Origin of the sequence: Pauljensenia sp. UMB1177 (assembly GCF_030217965.1) — a bacterium.
GTDB classification, from domain to species: Bacteria; Actinomycetota; Actinomycetes; order Actinomycetales; family Actinomycetaceae; genus Pauljensenia; species Pauljensenia turicensis_A.
The window spans coordinates 671,239-687,654 of the sequence record NZ_JASOOV010000001.1; the positions used below are offsets into that span (position 1 = coordinate 671,239).

Consider the following 16,416-nt stretch of genomic DNA (forward strand, 5'->3'; position numbering starts at 1 on the left):
GTTTCTAAGTTCTATTGGCTAATGTTCTCTTGGCTTGGACGTCGTTCTAAAACAGCCACGTCGCCTAGCCCGCATTCGAGTGCTTCGCATATGCGCACGAGTACTGCGGTTGTGACGTTCTCGTCCCGGCCGAGTTTGGCGATCGTGGATGCCGAGATTTTCGCCTTTTCGCGGAGGTCCTGTTTGCGCATTCCTTTGTCGATCAGTGTTTTCCACAGGGGTTTGTAGCTGATCTTGAGCTTGGTGGATTGGCTACTCATGTGGGTGTTCTCCCGGCTCGTAGACCCCGTTGAGGTAGCCGTAGCGGCCCTGGTACGGGTCTTTGCTGAATCGGATGGCTGTCGTGTTGGGAAGTGCGTCGAGGTCCACCCCGCTGAGGAGATTGAGGTTCTCGCACAGGATGACCTGACGGTTTGTGGTTGTGCAGGCGATGTAGTCCAGTAGTTTCTGTCGCATGGAGTCCGGCGCTGTGAGCTGGCTGTCGTCGAAGTTTTTCAGCGGTGAATCAATGATGAGGAACTGCGGTGCGTGGGGTGAGCGTTGATCGAGGTACTCATGGAAGGCGACCATCACCACGGTGTTGAGCAAGGCGGCGAAGCCTTTACCCTCCTTGGTGTCCTTTCGGTATCCGTCGATCGTCACGTCGAGGGTGGCCTCGTCGAATACCGCCGTGTCAGCAGAGGGAAAGCCGATTTCATGGAGGATCCGACGAATCGTGGTGTTCATTGAGTAGATGAAGTCCGCGTTGAAAAACTCCATAGGCTTGTATGGTTCCCGCTTCTCAGCCGCTTGCGGCCCCAGATCAGTCAGGGCCAGGATTGTTTCCTGGAGCTGCTCGAGACGCGCTTGTATACCCGCTACCTCCTTGAGCGTGCGAACCTCACGCGTCAGCTGTTCTTGGCGCGGCGTGATCGTGTGAGCGATTCTATCTTGAAGTTCGGCATGCTTGAGCACCAGGTCAGCTCGCTGTTGGGTCAGTTCCGACATCATGTAGTCCAGCTCGGCCAGGTTGGACCGTGCACCCGAGAGTTGCTCTTCTAGGCGAGTGCGCTGGACGTCGATTTGTTCCTGACTGGGATGGTTCATGCTCGCGTCTACTGGTTGCTTACAGTAACCGCACATGTTGATGTTCAACGTGTCGGGATCAACGCTTGCCCCGGCGAGGAACTCGAGCCGGTGCAGGTCTGCTTCCAGGTGGCTGATGAGTTCTTGACGCTGGTATTTGTCTACTGCAAACGCAGCGACGTTCTCATCGATCTCTTTGATCTTGGTGGTGATCGTTCGCCCGGTGGCGTTGAGCTCGATCTGGTCTCGACGGAGCTGGTCGAACTCGGCGTTGAGGGTAGCGAGTTCCGCTTCGATATCGCGGCCCCGGTACTGCTCCTCTACTTTCCTGAGCTCCGTCTCCTTCTCTCGAGCTGCCTCAACTTGCCTGGTGATGAACTGCTTGACTGATCGCTGGCGGATACGGCGATCTTTGTCGGATTCTTGAGGCTCAATGTCATCGAAGTTTTCGTCTTGCGCGAGCACAAGCAGAGTCGACAGTTCCGCAGTACGAGTGACGTAATCGTTGGCTCCACCCCTGCGCAAGATTGTTGAGTCGAGCCGATCAATGTAGCTCTCAGGCACGTACAGCAGGTGGTAAAGGCTGCGCCATGTCAGCGCCTGGCTCTCCCAGCTGGAATTCTTGATGACCTTGCGGCTGGGCTTGAAATCGAGTAGCGACACTAGGAACGAGTTCAGATCCGTCTTGGGATCCTTCTCGTCTCGCTTCACGCTGTAGACCTTGCTGTCAGCGCCAGGCTGTGGACTGACAACGTAGTCTCCTCCGATGCTGCGTCGCAGGGTGATGATTTCTCCCTCGGCGGTGACGAGGTCGATTTCTGCGGTGCAGTAGTCCGAGTCATCGGTGAAAGGGACGAGGTCCCCGCCCATGACGAAGTCGATAGTGCGGGCGACGCGGGTTTTCCCAGTGTTCGATGGTCCGGCAATGACGTTCAGGCCCTGTGTGAGCGTGATCGTGGAGGGGGCGCCGTGGTTTGGGTATGCGCGAATCTCGCTAATCCAAAGTCCGCTCATGCTTCCTCCTTCACACCGATCAGGTGCAGCGTGTCGTTGCGTAGGGCCGCCAATGCTGCTGCGACATAGCGTTGGTAGTGCTGGGCGTAGCTAGAAGACACGTGGCTCACCAGGTGGGCACCAGACTCGGATATGGTGAAGCGCGGCACGTCACCAGCATGGTCTGCATAGGCGTAACCGTGTGCCACGAGCAGCTGGATTGCCTCGTGAGCTTTGCTTCGGCGCTGCGTGTAAATCGCATTAACGAAGGCCGTGGACCCGTGCAGGTCGGTTCTGCCGAGACCGAAGTGTCTAGCGTAGGTTGCTGCAAAATCGGCGTCAGCAAGCTCGGTCGCTGTCACCGCGGTTTCAAGCTTGTCTAGGGCGACAAGTAAGCGCATGCAGTTTTCGAACTGGGAGTTGAAGATTGTGCTGCTCATGATGACCACTCGATTCGGTCCTCGTTGACCAGCATGTGCGTCATACCTTGCTTGTGGCTCGCAGCAAACAAGTCAGGGATGCTCGTTAGAACAGACCCCCCTACCTGATAATGGCTAGCCTGCCCAAGCGTCTTCAGCATCCGCTCGTAACCGTCAGGGAAAACATCTGACATCCACGTGGTTTCGAGGAAGTCGTCAAGATCATCCTTGATCCGTTCAAACTGTTCATCCCCATCATCTGGGCGAATCTCCTGCAGGTTACGGTGACGTCCGACAGCGGACCAGTAATGGGTGCGCTGACGGACCAAGAACTTCGCGTACTTACCCGGAAGAGCCTTCAGCTGCTCGAAGGAGACGGGCTCCTTCCCAAGTTTTTCGGCGATCGCGTCAAGCGCGCGTTGCACGTAGACCTCTTCAGGCGCTAACTCCTCAGGGACGGGCGGAGCTGGAGAAATTGCGATGCTCGAGGTCCCGATCTGGAGCGAATTGCCGGAAATACGGCCGGTAGATAACGGGTAGGTCTGTACGCCGGGGATGACGATTTTCTCGTCGCCGCCTTGGTCCCGCAGGAGGTCATTTCCCTCAGCGTTTGATTTGACGACTTCTTTGATGAGCACATACACGGCCTTCGGAACATCAATCGGTTTGTTGATCTGTAGGCCGTCCTTACGAAGCTTGAGTGCAAGATCCCTGATTGCATCGCCGGTAGAGGTATCTCCCCACAGTGCGATGATTCTCTGCTCGCTGATGGCGGGCAAGATGCGTCTTGCGGTGTCCTCTGGTAGAGGCCGTTTTCCATTCCAGATCTTGTTGAGGTCTCGTCGATCGATACCTCTCAGCCATCCAGCAGGGATGGTGTTCTTGCTGCACTCGTTTTCAGGTAGCCGACCTGGGAGGAGCTTTTCGTCGCAAGCCCGGTCAAAGAAGTCAAGAACGAATCCACGGTCGCCTTTGACGTCGAGAGATAAGGACGGCCGGATAGTCCGCAATAGCAGACCTAGAGCAAACTCTGGCTGAGGAAGGCGAGCCATCTTGCCTCCTTTCGCCTTCTTTCGCCTCCTGTCAAAACAGGGGGCTTTCTTAGTGTTGAAAACAAGCCATCCACCGGCGTAGGCGCATCGACCACTGTGGCCCATGTTACCAGCCGGTGTAGGCGGACCGAGAGAAAAACTCGGCAAAAAGGACGAATCAGGCTGATTGGGAGGAGGTGAACCGAGATGACGAGTCAACGTCGAACTAGCAAGGCTGCTGCTTCTGCCGCATCGAAGGTCATGCGTGACCAGCGGTATTCCAAGGCGGCTAAGACCGCCGCAGCTTCTGCTCTGTCCCAACGGGCTCCCAAGTCCAAGGGTGGCAAGAAGTAACCGGTTGGGGGTGTCTGGCCTGGTACCGGCCGGGCACCCTCCCACCTTCACCGAGATCTTTCGATGACACGCGGGACAGCTGCCCGCACCCAACTTATTTCAACAATCCGCGCGGAGATTCGCCCTTCTGGACGTCCAGGGCAGGTCAGTCACTCAGGCACGCATGCCTGGGTGGTTGGCCTGCCCTGTTTTCGTCCCCGTGGTTGATCTTCGCGCACCACCAACGTCCAGGTGGAGTCGGGCCTCCGTCGCAGTAAGCGACAGGAGTCCACCATGGCAGGCAACGCCACCACACCAAAGCCCTACACAATCCGGTTCACAAAGGACTTTCGGGGTAAGGAACACGTCCATTTCCGTATGCCCACGACGCGCGGCGGCGCGTGGGTTGAGCTTTATGATTTGCCGGCTGATGCGCAGTTTCGTCGGATGATCTTCGACGAGGAGTATCTGCCTGAGTGGAAGCTCGAGTACCTAGGTGAACAGTATGCCGTGTTCAGGGAACGGGAGAACGCGCGCAAGCATGCCACTAAGGATGGTGGCCGCGAACATGACTTGGATGACCCGTCGACATTTAGACCAAGTGCACGGCGCAGGCTTGCCCAGCAGCTCGACCCGGCGGACAACGCATCACCCGAGACTCTCCTGATGAGGGGCGAGGAGTTCGACCTGGCACGCGAGCAGGTTGAGATCGTGCTCTCCGTGGTCTCGCCCCGACATCGGGGCTGGGTGCGCCTGAATTTGGGCGAAAACCTGAGCTATGCCGACATTGCGAGGACGGAGCATCCCGATGCGAGTAAGGCGGAGATTGACCGGCACGCCAACACAATCGGCACCGCAGTCAAACGCGCCATCAAGAAGATCCATGACCAATTCCCCGACGGCTGTCCGGTTCAACAGCCACGGGAAGACGTATAGGCGACCAACAACCTCAACTGAAAGGACATGAATCATGAGTGGTCGTCATATTCGAGTCGGTATCGACGAGGCGCCGGACCCGGCCGCCGATGTCAACCTCGCACGAGTGAATATCAGGGAGCGCATCCTGCGCTGGCTGTTTGGCCCGATCAACGAGCTGATGTTGATTGTGCCAGGGCGGTGGGTTCATGACGTGACCCTGACTCGACGTTCAACAAAGCCCGAGGTCGATGAGACAGCTCTCAACGCGTCCATCGAGCGTCACCCGGCAGGCAGCAAGCTCACCTACGACAACGGTGGTGCTGCGGCATGAACCCGCAGCACCGCAATGCCCTGGTCGCGGGCATCAACCACACCATGGAGGGCCTTTCCCAGATTGCGCAGGCGCTCGAAGCTGACGGCTGGGAGCAGATTGAGGACGAGTACGCGCTGGCTGGCCACAGGCCTGTTTCCGCCGCGCGCCTCGAGGAACCCTCCTTCCACGCCGAACTTGAGGAACAGATCGAGACACAGCAGGCTGAGGCGGCTTCGATGCGCGAGTACACGCTTGAAGAGGTGCGCGCTTTCCTGGCGGAGCTGTCCCAGCAGGGCTACACCGCCAAGGTGCGCCAGCTCATCCTGGACGCTGGCGCGAAGGCCCTCTCAGAGGTAGACCCGGCCAAGTTCGGCCAGATCATGGCTGGGGCTAAGGAGATCGCCCATGCCTGAAAGCCACGCACTTTTGAGTGCTTCGAGTGCTCACCGGTGGGTGCATTGCCCGCCCTCCGCACTCGCCACAGATGGCGTGGCTGACGCCCCGTCGGACGCAGCGTTGCAGGGTACGGCCGCGCACGCTCTGGCTGAGTACAAGCTCAAGCGGTTCCTCAAGCGCCGCGCCAAGCGGCCTACCTCAGAGTGGATTGATGAGGAGATGGAGGGCCACACCGACGACTACGTCGCCTTCGTGGCCCAGCACCTCGAGTCTGCTCGGGAGCACTGCCCGGACCCGCAGGTGTATGTCGAGCAGCGCCTGGACTACTCCCACCTCGCCCCGGGCGGCTTCGGGACCGGTGACTGCGTGATCGTTGCCGAGCCCACCTTGCAGGTCATTGACCTGAAGTACGGCATGGGCGTTGAGGTGTCCCCGGTAGAGAACCCACAGCTCATGCTCTACGGGCTCGGAGCCCTGGCCGCGTTCGACGCCCTCTACAACATCGAGGAAGTCGCGCTAAGCATCTTCCAGCCTCGTCGCACCAACGTCGAAACCTGGACGATCAGCACCCAGGACCTAATCACATGGGGCGAGAACACGGTCAAGCCGATCGCTGCCCTGGCTGCCCGCGGCGAAGGCGACTACCAGGCCGGCTCGTGGTGTCAGTTCTGCCGCATCGCGCCGACCTGCCGGGTACGAGCCGAAGCCAACCTGGCGCTCGCCAAGCGGGAGTTCACCCCACCAGCCGAGCTGACGGATGCGGAGATCGCGGATGTCCTTGCGAGGATTCCACAGCTCAAAACGTGGGCTGCGGACGTGGAGGCCTACGCCCTCTCCCTCGCGGTGAACCAGGGCAAGACGTGGGACGGGTTCAAGCTCGTCGCAGGCCGGTCTGTCCGCAAATACACCGACGAAACCGCCGTCTCCGAGGCGGCTGAGGCGGCCGGGTACCACGACATCTACGACAAGCGCCTCATCACGCTCACGGCGATGGAAAAGCTGATGGGCAAGAAGACCTTCAACGAGGTTCTCGGCGGCCTGGTGGTCAAGCCGGTGGGTAAGCCGACGCTCGTACCCGAGAGCGACAAACGACCCGCGCTCGACATTCGCAGCGCTGAATCCGAATTCACGAAAACCAGTAACTAACAGAAAGAAGGACAATCATGTCTACTCAGAATCCGACTCGTATCGTCACCGGTGAAGTCCGGCTCTCCTATGCCCACGTGTTCGAGCCGAACTCGATCCAGGGCGGTAAGCCCAAGTACTCGGTGTCGCTGATCATCCCGAAGACCGACACCGCCACCATCACCGCCATCGAGAAGGCCATCGATGCGGCGATCGATGCCGGTACGGCCAAGTTCGGGGGCAAGCGGCCAAACAAGGCCGCGTTGAAACTGCCGCTGCGTGACGGGGATACCGAGCGCGACGACGAAGCCTACGCCAACGCCTACTTCGTCAACGCGAACTCGCTGACCCCGCCGCAGGTGGTCGACGAGAACGTCGCCCCGATCCTCGACCGCTCCGAAGTCTATTCGGGTTGCTACGCCCGCGTGAGCCTGTCGTTCTATGCGTTCAACACGAACGGGAACCGTGGTATCGCCTGCGGGCTGGGCAACATCCAGAAGCTCCGCGACGGTGAACCCCTCGGCGCAGGGCGCATCTCCGCTGAGTCCGACTTCGGCACCCCCGCCGCCAGCGACGACTTCCTCAACTAAGGAGCTCACCGTGATGAAGGACTGCTTCATGGCGATCACCCTCGCTGTGTGGGTCTATGTCCTGATCCCCGTTGGCGTCACGCTACTGCTGTCGTGGATCTCCGACAAGCGTGAAGAACGACGCTTCGCCAAGCTTCTCGAAGAAGAACGAGCACGCGTGACGGCCAACGATATCGCCCGCACTGAAACTGCACCCGAGTAACACCATCACCTTGTGGAGGGGACTGCCGATCACGGTGGTTCCCTCCACATCTGTCCATGAAAGGACTGATCCATGCGCTCATTGGCCTGTGACCTCGAAACGTACAGCCCCGTCAACCTCACCAAGTCCGGCGTGTACCCGTATGCCACTGATCCTGAGTTCGAGCTGCTTCTGTTCGGCTACAGCATCGACAGCGGCGACGTCCACGTCATCGACCTCGCCAGCGGCCAGCAGCTGCCCGACGAGCTGCTTGCCGCACTCGTCGATCCTGGCGTGGTCAAGTGGGCGCATAACGCCGCCTTCGAGCGGGTCGCATTCTCGGCGTGGCTGCGCCGCCACCACCCAGACCTCCTCGCTGAGGAGTTTCTTGATCCGGCGCAGTGGCGTTGCACGATGGTGTGGGCGGCCTACCTCGGTCTGCCGATGAGCTTGGATGCGGTCGGTACGGCTCTTGATCTCGACGTCAAGAAAGACAGCGCGGGCAAGAAGCTGATCAAGCAGTTCTGCACGCCGGCAACACCGAGCGTGTTGAACGGTGGAGGCACCAGGAACCTACCTGCATCTGACCCAACCGGCTGGGCGCAGTTTGTCGACTATAACCGGCGCGACGTCGAGGTTGAGCTCGCAATCCACGACCGGCTCTCGCCATTTCCGATGCCCGAGGCCGAGTGGGACGCCTATGCCCTGGACCAGACCATCAACGACACCGGAATCCTGCTTGACCGCACCCTTGCAGATGCTGCCGTCGCTCTCGACGGCCAACACAGCACGGCGACATTGGTGAGGGCGCGGGAGTTGACCGGCCTGGAGAACCCGAACTCACCGATCCAGTTGAAGGACTGGCTCACCACCAACGGCTGCAAGATGTCGTCCTTGGCGAAGGCAGAAGTCGCAGCTGCGCTAGAGACTGCCACCGGCGTGGTGCGGGAAGTGTTGGAGCTGCGTGGCGACCTCGCGAAAAGCTCGGTGAAGAAGTACCAGGCGATGCACAACGTGGCAGGCAGCGATGGACGGGCTCGTGGGCTCATCCAGTTCTACGGCGCGGGACGCACCGGCAGGTTCGCCGGACGCCTCGTCCAAGTCCAAAATCTGCCTCGAAACTACCTGCCCGACCTCGATGCTGCCCGCACCCTCACCCGACAAGGCAACCTCGACGCGCTCGAACTGCTCTACGACTCCGTCCCAGACACGCTCTCCCAATTGATCCGGACAGCGTTCATCCCTAGCGAGGGTTGCCGGCTCATCGTCGCCGACTACTCCGCGATCGAAGCCCGCGTGATCGCTTGGCTGGCCCGAGAAACATCCACCCTCCGAGCCTTCCGTGACGGCAAAGACCTCTACTGCGAAACCGCGTCGCGCATGTTCGGCGTGCCCGTCGAGAAACATGGCGTCAACGCCGAGCTTCGCCAGAAGGGGAAGATCGCCACGCTGGCCTGCGGTTACAACGGCTCCGTCGGAGCGCTCAAGGCGATGGGTGCGCTGCGGATGGGATTGGCCGAGCACGAACTCAAACCGACCGTCGACGCCTGGCGGGCAGCCAACCCCAACATCGTGCAACTCTGGGCAGACGTCGAGCAGGCCGCCCTCGACGCGATCACTACCCGCAGTACCCTCCGGCTGCGCAACCTGTGTTTCTCGGTCGAGTCGGGCATCTTGTTCATCACCCTGCCCTCGGGCAGACGGCTGGCGTATGTGCAGCCGAGGCTTGGTGAGAACCGGTGGGGCGGCACCTCCATCACCTACAGCGGCGTCACCACGGGCAGGAAGTGGGGTCGACTGGAAACCTACGGCGGGAAACTCGTGGAGAACATCGTCCAAGCAGTCGCCCGTGACCTCCTCGTCCACGCCATGCAGCTCGTCGCCGAGGCTGGGCACAGGATTGTCATGCACGTCCACGACGAAATCGTCATCGACGAACCCCAAGACTCGGTCTTCACCGTCGCTGACGCCTGTGCTCTCATGGCGACGCTCCCTGCCTGGGCAGACGGGCTACCGCTCAACGCGGATGGCTACGAATGTGACTACTACCAGAAAGACTGACCAGGTTTGGAAGTTATCCACAGGGTTCGTTTCGAGAGCGCACGGAAATCACATCAGTGTAATTAGGCAGGTAAAATCTATCCCATGAACACCGAAGCCCCGAATCTCGGGGTTGCGAGGCGTTCGGGGCTGGTACCTAGTTTGGTCTCTAGGATTCCAACTCTACATGCTCTCGTGCGTAGTGTTCACCATTTGGCGAAAGCCAGAAAGAAGGTGTCTCATGGCACGAACTGTTCACCGAAGTGCGTCTACAGGGCGATTCGTCAAAGCTTCGACGGCTCGCCGAAGCCCACGTACAACGACTGCAGAAACGGTGGGTAACGGCGGAAACCGTCCAGTGCACCGCTCATCCATTACCGGCCGTTTTGTTACGGAAGCCACGGCTAAACGGCATCCAGACACTACTATCCGGCAGGGAGTTTGAGCGTGAAGATCAATTTTGACGAGAAAGCTCTTCAGAAGCTCGTTCAGCCTGCTATGGATGAAATGGCTAAAGGGTACAACCGAGATTTCGAGTCACTGGCTCGTCAGTATCGCGGTAAGCCTGTAGAACAGATCAAGCCCGCGCTGCAACGCATATTCAAGAAACGCGGAGGAAAGATCAGCGATCCCGAACTGAGTGACTACGCTCAGCAAATCAGCGACGGAGTGAAGATTATTTTCCGATCATGACCTCCTGAACCGTCGATGTGAGAGGCGTCCTAACTAGCACAACTAGTTGGGGCGCCTCTTTGCGTGGATTGATGTAGACCGTAATAACTTGCTGGGCGGCCTACTGGTAGTCGAGGACGATTGCCGGGTCAGCGTCGAGAAGCTCATGCAAGTACTGGCGGATCTGCTCATCACTCCGGCTCCGCACCAGTGCTTGGTCGAGGTCACGCAGGTACTCCAAGAGGCAGAACAGGCGCATGTTCTGGAACACCGCCCATACGGTCGCTTTATCCATCTCGCTCATAGCTCTCATGATCACCTGACCCGTAGTGGAAGGTCTACCGGATATACCCGGTATCGACCTGGGGTTGACCCGTCCGGATTCGTCGGTCCTCAGGGGCGTATGGGCGAGAGCCTCAAAGCTCAGTGACCAGAAACTCTGCCGAGGGGGTTAACTCCCTGCTGGTTTCTGGCCTCCTACTGAGAGCCATGTGCGTAACCGCGCCACCTACTTGTCTATCAGGCTCTCAGAAATGGAGCCGACTCATGATATGCCCCAATGATCCACGCGTCGCCACGTTCCTACGCGACCTCGACACTGACCCACTACAGACAGCTATCGCGTTACTGGATGCCCTGCGCGTGGCTCATGCCCGCATCGACAACCTGGAGCAACAGGTCGCCTGCCAGGCGCGAATGATCGACGCCTACCACGCTCTCGCCTTCGGGCAGACGGGAGACCAGTCATGACCGCCGCTGCCCTCGACATCGGTATCCCGAAGAAGAACATCGAAGGATACCCCGACCCCACCTGCTACAAGGCGCTGAAAGAAATCCAGCGCGCCGAGTACGGGTATCGGCCCTTGGTGTACATCTGCTCCCCGTACTCCGGAGACATCGACGCCAACGTGAAACTTGCCCGCCGGTTCTGCGCGTTCGCGGTGTCGGCACGCCGGATCCCACTCGCCCCGCATCTGCACTATCCGCAGTTCATGGACGACACCGACCCGGATGCCCGTGAGCTGGTCATGTTCTTCAACCGCATCCTGCTGTCGAAATGCGAACAGCTATGGGCCTACATCGGACATGTGTCGGCAGGGATGCGCGCCGAAATCGACTGGGCCCACCAGATGAACATCCCCGTCCGCTTCTTCAACGCCGACTTCCAGGAGGTGCACCCCGCATGACCCCGTTTACCTTGTGCGCCGCGACCAACAGCGGCAACCCGCACAACAACCACTATCCGAACCACCACCACGTCACCGACCAGGCTGACCTGCAGCTGGTGGCCAGGTGGGATCACGTCGCCGCCACCTACACTGGCGATCGGCGCTCGTCGGCGAGTTTCGTGTCCTCGGATTGTGTGGTGATGGACATCGACAACGACCACACCGAAGAATCGTCCGACTGGGTCACACCGGAGAAGCTCGCCGAGTTGATGGCTGGAGTCGAGTTCATGACCGCCACTTCCCGGAACCACCAGAAGGCGAAGGGCGTGCTGTCGGCGAGGCCTCGTTTCCACGTCTACTTCCCGATCACCGAAGTCACGGACGCAGATACCTATGCGGGGTTGAAGCGCCGCCTGGCAGCCCGGTTCAGGTTCTTCGACCCGCAGGCGTTGGATGCCGGACGGTTCATCTACGGCACCACCAACCCCGAGGTCACCGTCCACGACGGCACGAAGCTACTGGATGCTTGGCTGGACGAAGCCGATGAGATCGACGTGTTCGCAGCGTTCGATGCCTCGACCCAGGTGATCGGGGAAGGCTCCCGCAACGCCACCCTGTCCCGCTTCGCCGGGCGTGTCCTGATCCGTTACGGGCAGACCGCACAGGCCCGTGACCTGTTCGATCGGAAAGCATTGCTGTGCGAGCCGCCCCTGTCGGATCACGAGTTGGAGTCGATCTGGGGCTCGGCGTGCCGGTTCGCCGCCAAAGTCGCTGCCGATCCGGACTACCTCTCGCCGGAAGTGTACGCGGAGCTGACGAGCCTGCGGCCGGATGATTTCACCGATGTGGGGCAAGCTTCGATGCTCACCGCAGAATACTCGTCACGTCTGGCATTTACGGAAGCCACAGACTGGCTCGTCTACGACGGGGGCGTGTGGTCTGAGTCTGCGCCTGCTGCGCAAGGCATCGCCCAGGAACTGACCGACCGGCAACTAGCCGAGGCCGGCCATCTGTTGGAGAAAGCCCGCGACCAGCTCGCGGTGACGGGCGCGGATGCGGTGCTTGCAGCCGCTTCATCGAAAGCGAAAGCACTCGCCGGTTTCACGTCAGCTCAGCGGGCCGCCTACCGGGCGTTCGAGGATGCGAAGGCCTACGAGGCGTTCGTGTTGAAACGCCGTGAGTCCCGGGCAATCACCTCCTGCCTGCGGGAAGCGCACCCGATGCTGCTCACCACGCCCGATCAACTGGACGCTGACCCGTATCTCCTCAACACGCCGTCTGGGACATGGGATGTGCGTGACGGCACCCGACGTGACCATAACCCGCTGGATCTGATCACGAAACAAACTGCGCTCGACCCCACCGACACGGGCACAGACATCTGGAAACAGGCGCTCGACGTGTTCTTCGAATCCGACCGGAAGCTGATCGGATATGTGCAGCGGATCGTCGGGCTGGCAGCGGTCGGGAAGGTCATGGTCGAAGCGCTTGTAATCGCCTACGGGGACGGCCGCAACGGCAAGTCCACGTTCTGGAACACGATCGCGAGAGTGCTCGGCACGTATGCGGGCAACATGTCCGCCGACGTGCTCACCATTGGCGGGAACCGGAACGTCAAACCTGAACTTGCCGAGGCGAAAGGCAAACGGCTCATCATCGCCGCCGAGTCCGAAGAAGGCGTAAGACTGTCGACCTCGACGGTTAAACAGCTCGCCTCCACCGACCAGATCTACGCGGAGAAGAAGTACAAGGCGCCGTTCGCGTTCACCCCGTCCCACACGCTCATCCTCTACACAAACCACCTACCGAGGGTGGGCGCGATGGATGCGGGCATCTGGCGCAGGCTCATCGTGATCCCGTTCAACGCGGTCATCGAGGGTAGCTCCGATGTGAAGAACTACGCCGACTACCTCTACGAGACCGCCGGCGGAGCGGTACTTGCATGGATCATGGAAGGCGCGCGGCTCATCCACGCCGAGGAGTACCAGCTCACCCCGCCCGCCCAAGTGGTCGCTGCCTCAAGCGCATATCGGGAAGAGAACAACTGGTTCGCCCAATTCCTTGACGCCCGCTGCGAGGTGGACCCGGCCCTATCCGAACGCGCCGGTGACCTGTATCAGGAGTATCGGGCGTGGGCGCAATCCACCAGCGGGTGGGCGCGGCCGATGGTCGACTTCAACGCCACTCTCGAACAATCCGGGTTTGAACGACGCAAGTCCAAGCACGGCATGTACGTCTACGGACTAGCTCTGACCAGCGAATTCAACAGCTAAACCCGATGAGGGTGACGACCGGTGACGACCGGTATTGAACTATTACTAAGGCCATAAAAATATCGCCTTTAGAAAAGTTCAAATCCAACCGTCACCAGTCGTCACCCCGTGGAAAACCACTCAAGGAGTGACCATGAACGAACACCACATCGAAGCCCAGCTCAAAAAGGCCGTTGAAGCCTCCGGGGGCTTGTGCTGGAAGCTTGTCTGCCCTGGAACCAGTGGCGTACCTGACCGGCTATGCCTGATGGGAGGCCAGGTCGTCTTCGTCGAAGTGAAAGCCCCCGGCAAAAAGCCTCGGCCGATCCAACGCCGACGGATGAACCAGCTACGCCAGCAAGGCTTCACCGCGTTGGTTGTTGATTCGATGGACGGCATACAGGAGGTGCTTGATGCACTACACGCCGCATAACTACCAACGTCAAGCGACCGATTTCATCATCGACCATGACGAGGCCGCGATCTTCCTTGGGATGGGTTTGGGCAAATCGGTGATCACGTTGACGGCGATCTGGCAGCTCATGCTCGACTACTTCACCATCCACCGCGTCCTCGTCATCGCACCACTGCGGGTAGCCCGCGATACGTGGCCAACCGAAATAGCGAAGTGGGATCACCTGCGAGGTTTGACCGTATCGGTCGCTGTCGGCACCAAACAAGACCGGCTGAACGCTCTCGCGGCGTCTGCGATGGTGACCGTCATCAACCGGGAGAACATCCCCTGGCTCGTGGGTCAGTACGGCGATGGCTGGCCGTTCGACATGGTCGTCATCGACGAACTGTCCTCCTTCAAAAACCACCGGGCGAAACGATTCACGGCATTGGTGAAGGTTCGTCCGCACGTGAAGCGTTGGGTAGGCCTGACCGGAACACCAGCATCCAACGGGTTGATGGATATCTGGGCACAGTTCCGGCTCCTCGACGGCGGCGAGCGTTTGGGCCGTTTCATTACCCGCTACCGCGAGCGCTGGTTCACCCCCGATAAGCGCAATGGGATGCAGGTGTTCACCTATAAACCCCGCGAGGGGGCGGAGGACGAGATCTACGACGCCATCGCAGACATGACGTTGTCGATGCGCACCACCGACCACCTGCAGCTACCGGAATTGACGGTCACGACGATGCCCGTGAAGTTGGAGCCGAAAGAACGCAAGGTCTACGAGCAACTCAAAGCCGACCTCGTCCTCCAACTTGGTGAGGCGACGATTGATGCTGCGAATGCTGCTGCGTTGTCGGGCAAGCTCCTGCAGTTGGCATCGGGCGCGATCTACACGGGCGATGGCGAATGGACGGCGGTTCATGATCGGAAGCTTGACGCCCTCGAAGACCTCGTCGAGGCAGCCAACGGCAACCCACTGCTCGTGGCCTACTGGTTTACTCACGACCGCGAACGCATCATCGCGCGATTCCCGCAGGCTCGCGAACTGAAAACAAGCGCGGATATCGAGGCATGGAACAAAGGTGCGATCACCCTCGCACTGATCCACCCAGCATCTGCCGGTCACGGATTGAACCTGCAGGCAGGTGGGCATCTGCTGGTGTGGTTTTCGCTTACCTGGTCTTTGGAGCTTTACCAGCAGACGAACGCTCGCTTGTATCGGCAAGGGCAATTAGAGCCGGTCACGATCACGCATCTGGTTGCTGAGGGGACGCTCGATGAAGCCGTCCTTAAAGCCCTTGATGCGAAAGACGCTACGCAGGCTGCGTTGATTGACGCGGTCGCCACCGAACTCACAACCACAAGCAGGAAGGAGTCGTCATGCATGTGATGACGAAGTACCTCGACACAAGGAAAGCTGCGATCGCTGCGTTACAGGATTATGCGGTGATGGAACAGATCATCGAGAGTACCGACGAGCAGATCAAGGCGGCTTATGCGGATGCGGCTAGCCCCGCATCCCCACGTATGGACGGCACCCCGCCATCAGGCGACCTTCACGCTTCGGAGAACAGCATCGTTGCAACGATCGAGCGCATCGACACCTACAAAGCCCGATACGCTGAGGCGCGCCAGTACATGGACTGGTTCCTGCCTGCATGGGAGATCCTCTCCGAGGATGACCGGTTGGTGTTGGAGGCGTTCTTCCTCGGCGAGGGTACCCAGGATGATGCGGTCCAGCAGATCTGCAACCACTTCTATGTTGAGCGCACGACCGCCTACCAGAAGAAGTCGCGCGCGCTGGCTCGTCTTGCGACCGCTCTGTATGGCCGTTTGTGAGGGTTTTGCACCCTTGCGCCAAAAGGTGTCAGGAACGGCGGATGCATTTACCGTTTCCGGCCTGCAATGATGTAGGTGGTTGAAAAGTAGGAAAAGCCCCAAGAACCCACACACGGGAGTCTTGGGGCTTCACCACATCCAGTGGGAAGGAGCAAGCGATGCCGGTCAAACCAGCGTCCCCGTGCTCCCATCCTGGTTGCCCTGAGCTCACCCACGAACGTTTCTGCGAGCAGCACGCGAAGGTGGAAGACGCACACTATCGGAAGTATCAGCGTGATCCGAAGATCAACGCCCGCTACGGCGCGCGCTGGCGTAAAATCCGCGCCGCCTACGTCGCCGCCCACCCGCTCTGCGAAGACTGCCTCGCGGCCAGCCGGTACACGCCCGCACAGGAAGTCCACCACGTTCTCCCGCTTGAGCACGGTGGCTCCCACGACTTTGATAACCTCCGCGCCTTGTGTAAGCCCTGCCACTCGCGCCAGAGTGCGCTCGATGATGATCGCTGGAGGCAAGCATCTAGGGTCTACTCGTATTGACGAGCCCGCTACGTTCGCGCCTGTCGCGTCGATCATTTAGAACTTCAAAGATGCCTACCTCGATGGTGTTCGTTGGATACGGGGCAATGTCGAAAGCCTGGCGAGGGGTAGGGGGGTCTCGATTTCTACAGCTCTTGAGAAGGT

At 59.8% G+C, this 16,416-nt stretch carries 21 protein-coding genes; 16 read left to right on the forward strand and 5 right to left on the reverse strand.

Features of this window, described 5'->3' with window-relative positions; genetic code table 11:
- Positions 1–11 precede the first annotated feature (11 nt).
- From QP442_RS02945 to QP442_RS02960, 4 genes are read right to left on the reverse strand one after another with little or no spacing between them, the layout of a single operon-like run.
- Positions 12–260 (reverse strand): helix-turn-helix domain-containing protein, encoded by a 249-nt coding sequence (locus tag QP442_RS02945; protein WP_006680378.1) that lies wholly within the window; start codon positions 258–260, stop codon positions 12–14.
- On the reverse strand, positions 253–2,079 hold the full coding sequence (locus tag QP442_RS02950; protein ID WP_006680377.1) for an AAA family ATPase: 1,827 nt from the start codon (positions 2,077–2,079) through the stop codon (positions 253–255). Before QP442_RS02950 ends, QP442_RS02945 begins: the two co-directional genes overlap by 8 nt.
- Positions 2,076–2,498 carry an ABC-three component system middle component 2 gene (locus QP442_RS02955; RefSeq protein ID WP_131367587.1) on the reverse strand — a complete coding sequence of 141 codons (423 nt, stop codon included), beginning with the start codon at positions 2,496–2,498 and terminating at the stop codon, positions 2,076–2,078. The genes QP442_RS02950 and QP442_RS02955 overlap by 4 nt, the downstream gene beginning before the upstream one ends.
- Positions 2,495–3,256, reverse strand: a complete 762-nt coding sequence (locus tag QP442_RS02960; RefSeq protein WP_285069578.1) for an ABC-three component system protein — start codon at positions 3,254–3,256, stop codon at positions 2,495–2,497. Before QP442_RS02960 ends, QP442_RS02955 begins: the two co-directional genes overlap by 4 nt.
- A 459-nt stretch (positions 3,257–3,715) precedes the next feature.
- On the opposite strand from QP442_RS02960, the gene QP442_RS02965 reads away from it, so the two are divergent.
- From QP442_RS02965 to QP442_RS03005, 9 genes are all read left to right on the forward strand, one after another.
- Entirely contained in the window at positions 3,716–3,862 is a 147-nt protein-coding gene (locus QP442_RS02965) for a hypothetical protein (protein ID WP_006680374.1), read from the forward strand.
- A 273-nt stretch (positions 3,863–4,135) separates the two neighbouring features.
- On the forward strand, positions 4,136–4,777 hold the full coding sequence (locus QP442_RS02970; RefSeq protein WP_006680373.1) for a hypothetical protein: 642 nt from the start codon (positions 4,136–4,138) through the stop codon (positions 4,775–4,777).
- Between the two features lie 34 nt (positions 4,778–4,811).
- The gene (locus QP442_RS02975; protein ID WP_006680372.1) at positions 4,812–5,090 is read left to right on the forward strand and encodes a hypothetical protein; all 279 of its coding nucleotides are present in this window, start codon (positions 4,812–4,814) and stop codon (positions 5,088–5,090) included.
- Positions 5,087–5,485 carry a hypothetical protein gene (locus QP442_RS02980; protein WP_006680371.1) on the forward strand — a complete coding sequence of 133 codons (399 nt, stop codon included), beginning with the start codon at positions 5,087–5,089 and terminating at the stop codon, positions 5,483–5,485. The genes QP442_RS02975 and QP442_RS02980 overlap by 4 nt, the downstream gene beginning before the upstream one ends.
- Positions 5,478–6,614 (forward strand): DUF2800 domain-containing protein, encoded by a 1,137-nt coding sequence (locus tag QP442_RS02985; RefSeq protein ID WP_103632976.1) that lies wholly within the window; start codon positions 5,478–5,480, stop codon positions 6,612–6,614. The genes QP442_RS02980 and QP442_RS02985 overlap by 8 nt, the downstream gene beginning before the upstream one ends.
- A gap of 17 nt (positions 6,615–6,631) precedes the next feature.
- Positions 6,632–7,183, forward strand: coding sequence for a DUF2815 family protein (locus QP442_RS02990; RefSeq protein WP_006680369.1), 552 nt, complete (start codon positions 6,632–6,634; stop codon positions 7,181–7,183).
- A 13-nt stretch (positions 7,184–7,196) separates the two neighbouring features.
- Positions 7,197–7,385, forward strand: a complete 189-nt coding sequence (locus QP442_RS02995) for a hypothetical protein (RefSeq protein WP_006680368.1) — start codon at positions 7,197–7,199, stop codon at positions 7,383–7,385.
- Between the two features lie 72 nt (positions 7,386–7,457).
- Positions 7,458–9,425, forward strand: coding sequence for a DNA polymerase (locus tag QP442_RS03000; protein WP_006680367.1), 1,968 nt, complete (start codon positions 7,458–7,460; stop codon positions 9,423–9,425).
- A gap of 426 nt (positions 9,426–9,851) precedes the next feature.
- Entirely contained in the window at positions 9,852–10,097 is a 246-nt protein-coding gene (locus tag QP442_RS03005) for a hypothetical protein (RefSeq protein ID WP_006680366.1), read from the forward strand.
- Between the two features lie 100 nt (positions 10,098–10,197).
- On the opposite strand, the gene QP442_RS03010 is transcribed toward QP442_RS03005, so the two are convergent.
- On the reverse strand, positions 10,198–10,380 hold the full coding sequence (locus tag QP442_RS03010) for a hypothetical protein (protein ID WP_131367586.1): 183 nt from the start codon (positions 10,378–10,380) through the stop codon (positions 10,198–10,200).
- Between the two features lie 242 nt (positions 10,381–10,622).
- Here QP442_RS03010 and QP442_RS03015 point away from each other — a divergent pair, with 242 nt between their 5' ends.
- The 7 genes from QP442_RS03015 to QP442_RS03045 all read left to right on the forward strand — a co-directional run bounded on the left by QP442_RS03015 (position 10,623) and on the right by QP442_RS03045 (position 16,272).
- Positions 10,623–10,826 (forward strand): hypothetical protein, encoded by a 204-nt coding sequence (locus QP442_RS03015; RefSeq protein ID WP_006680364.1) that lies wholly within the window; start codon positions 10,623–10,625, stop codon positions 10,824–10,826.
- Positions 10,823–11,263 carry a DUF7768 domain-containing protein gene (locus QP442_RS03020; RefSeq protein ID WP_006680363.1) on the forward strand — a complete coding sequence of 147 codons (441 nt, stop codon included), beginning with the start codon at positions 10,823–10,825 and terminating at the stop codon, positions 11,261–11,263. The genes QP442_RS03015 and QP442_RS03020 overlap by 4 nt, the downstream gene beginning before the upstream one ends.
- Positions 11,260–13,518 (forward strand): phage/plasmid primase, P4 family, encoded by a 2,259-nt coding sequence (locus QP442_RS03025; RefSeq protein ID WP_006680362.1) that lies wholly within the window; start codon positions 11,260–11,262, stop codon positions 13,516–13,518. The genes QP442_RS03020 and QP442_RS03025 overlap by 4 nt, the downstream gene beginning before the upstream one ends.
- Before the next feature lie 133 nt (positions 13,519–13,651).
- Positions 13,652–13,930, forward strand: a complete 279-nt coding sequence (locus QP442_RS03030; RefSeq protein WP_006680361.1) for a VRR-NUC domain-containing protein — start codon at positions 13,652–13,654, stop codon at positions 13,928–13,930.
- The gene (locus tag QP442_RS03035) at positions 13,911–15,287 is read left to right on the forward strand and encodes a DEAD/DEAH box helicase (RefSeq protein ID WP_006680360.1); all 1,377 of its coding nucleotides are present in this window, start codon (positions 13,911–13,913) and stop codon (positions 15,285–15,287) included. Before QP442_RS03030 ends, QP442_RS03035 begins: the two co-directional genes overlap by 20 nt.
- Positions 15,278–15,736 carry a hypothetical protein gene (locus QP442_RS03040; protein WP_006680359.1) on the forward strand — a complete coding sequence of 153 codons (459 nt, stop codon included), beginning with the start codon at positions 15,278–15,280 and terminating at the stop codon, positions 15,734–15,736. Before QP442_RS03035 ends, QP442_RS03040 begins: the two co-directional genes overlap by 10 nt.
- Before the next feature lie 158 nt (positions 15,737–15,894).
- The gene (locus tag QP442_RS03045) at positions 15,895–16,272 is read left to right on the forward strand and encodes an HNH endonuclease (protein WP_006680358.1); all 378 of its coding nucleotides are present in this window, start codon (positions 15,895–15,897) and stop codon (positions 16,270–16,272) included.
- Positions 16,273–16,416: the final 144 nt, after the last annotated feature.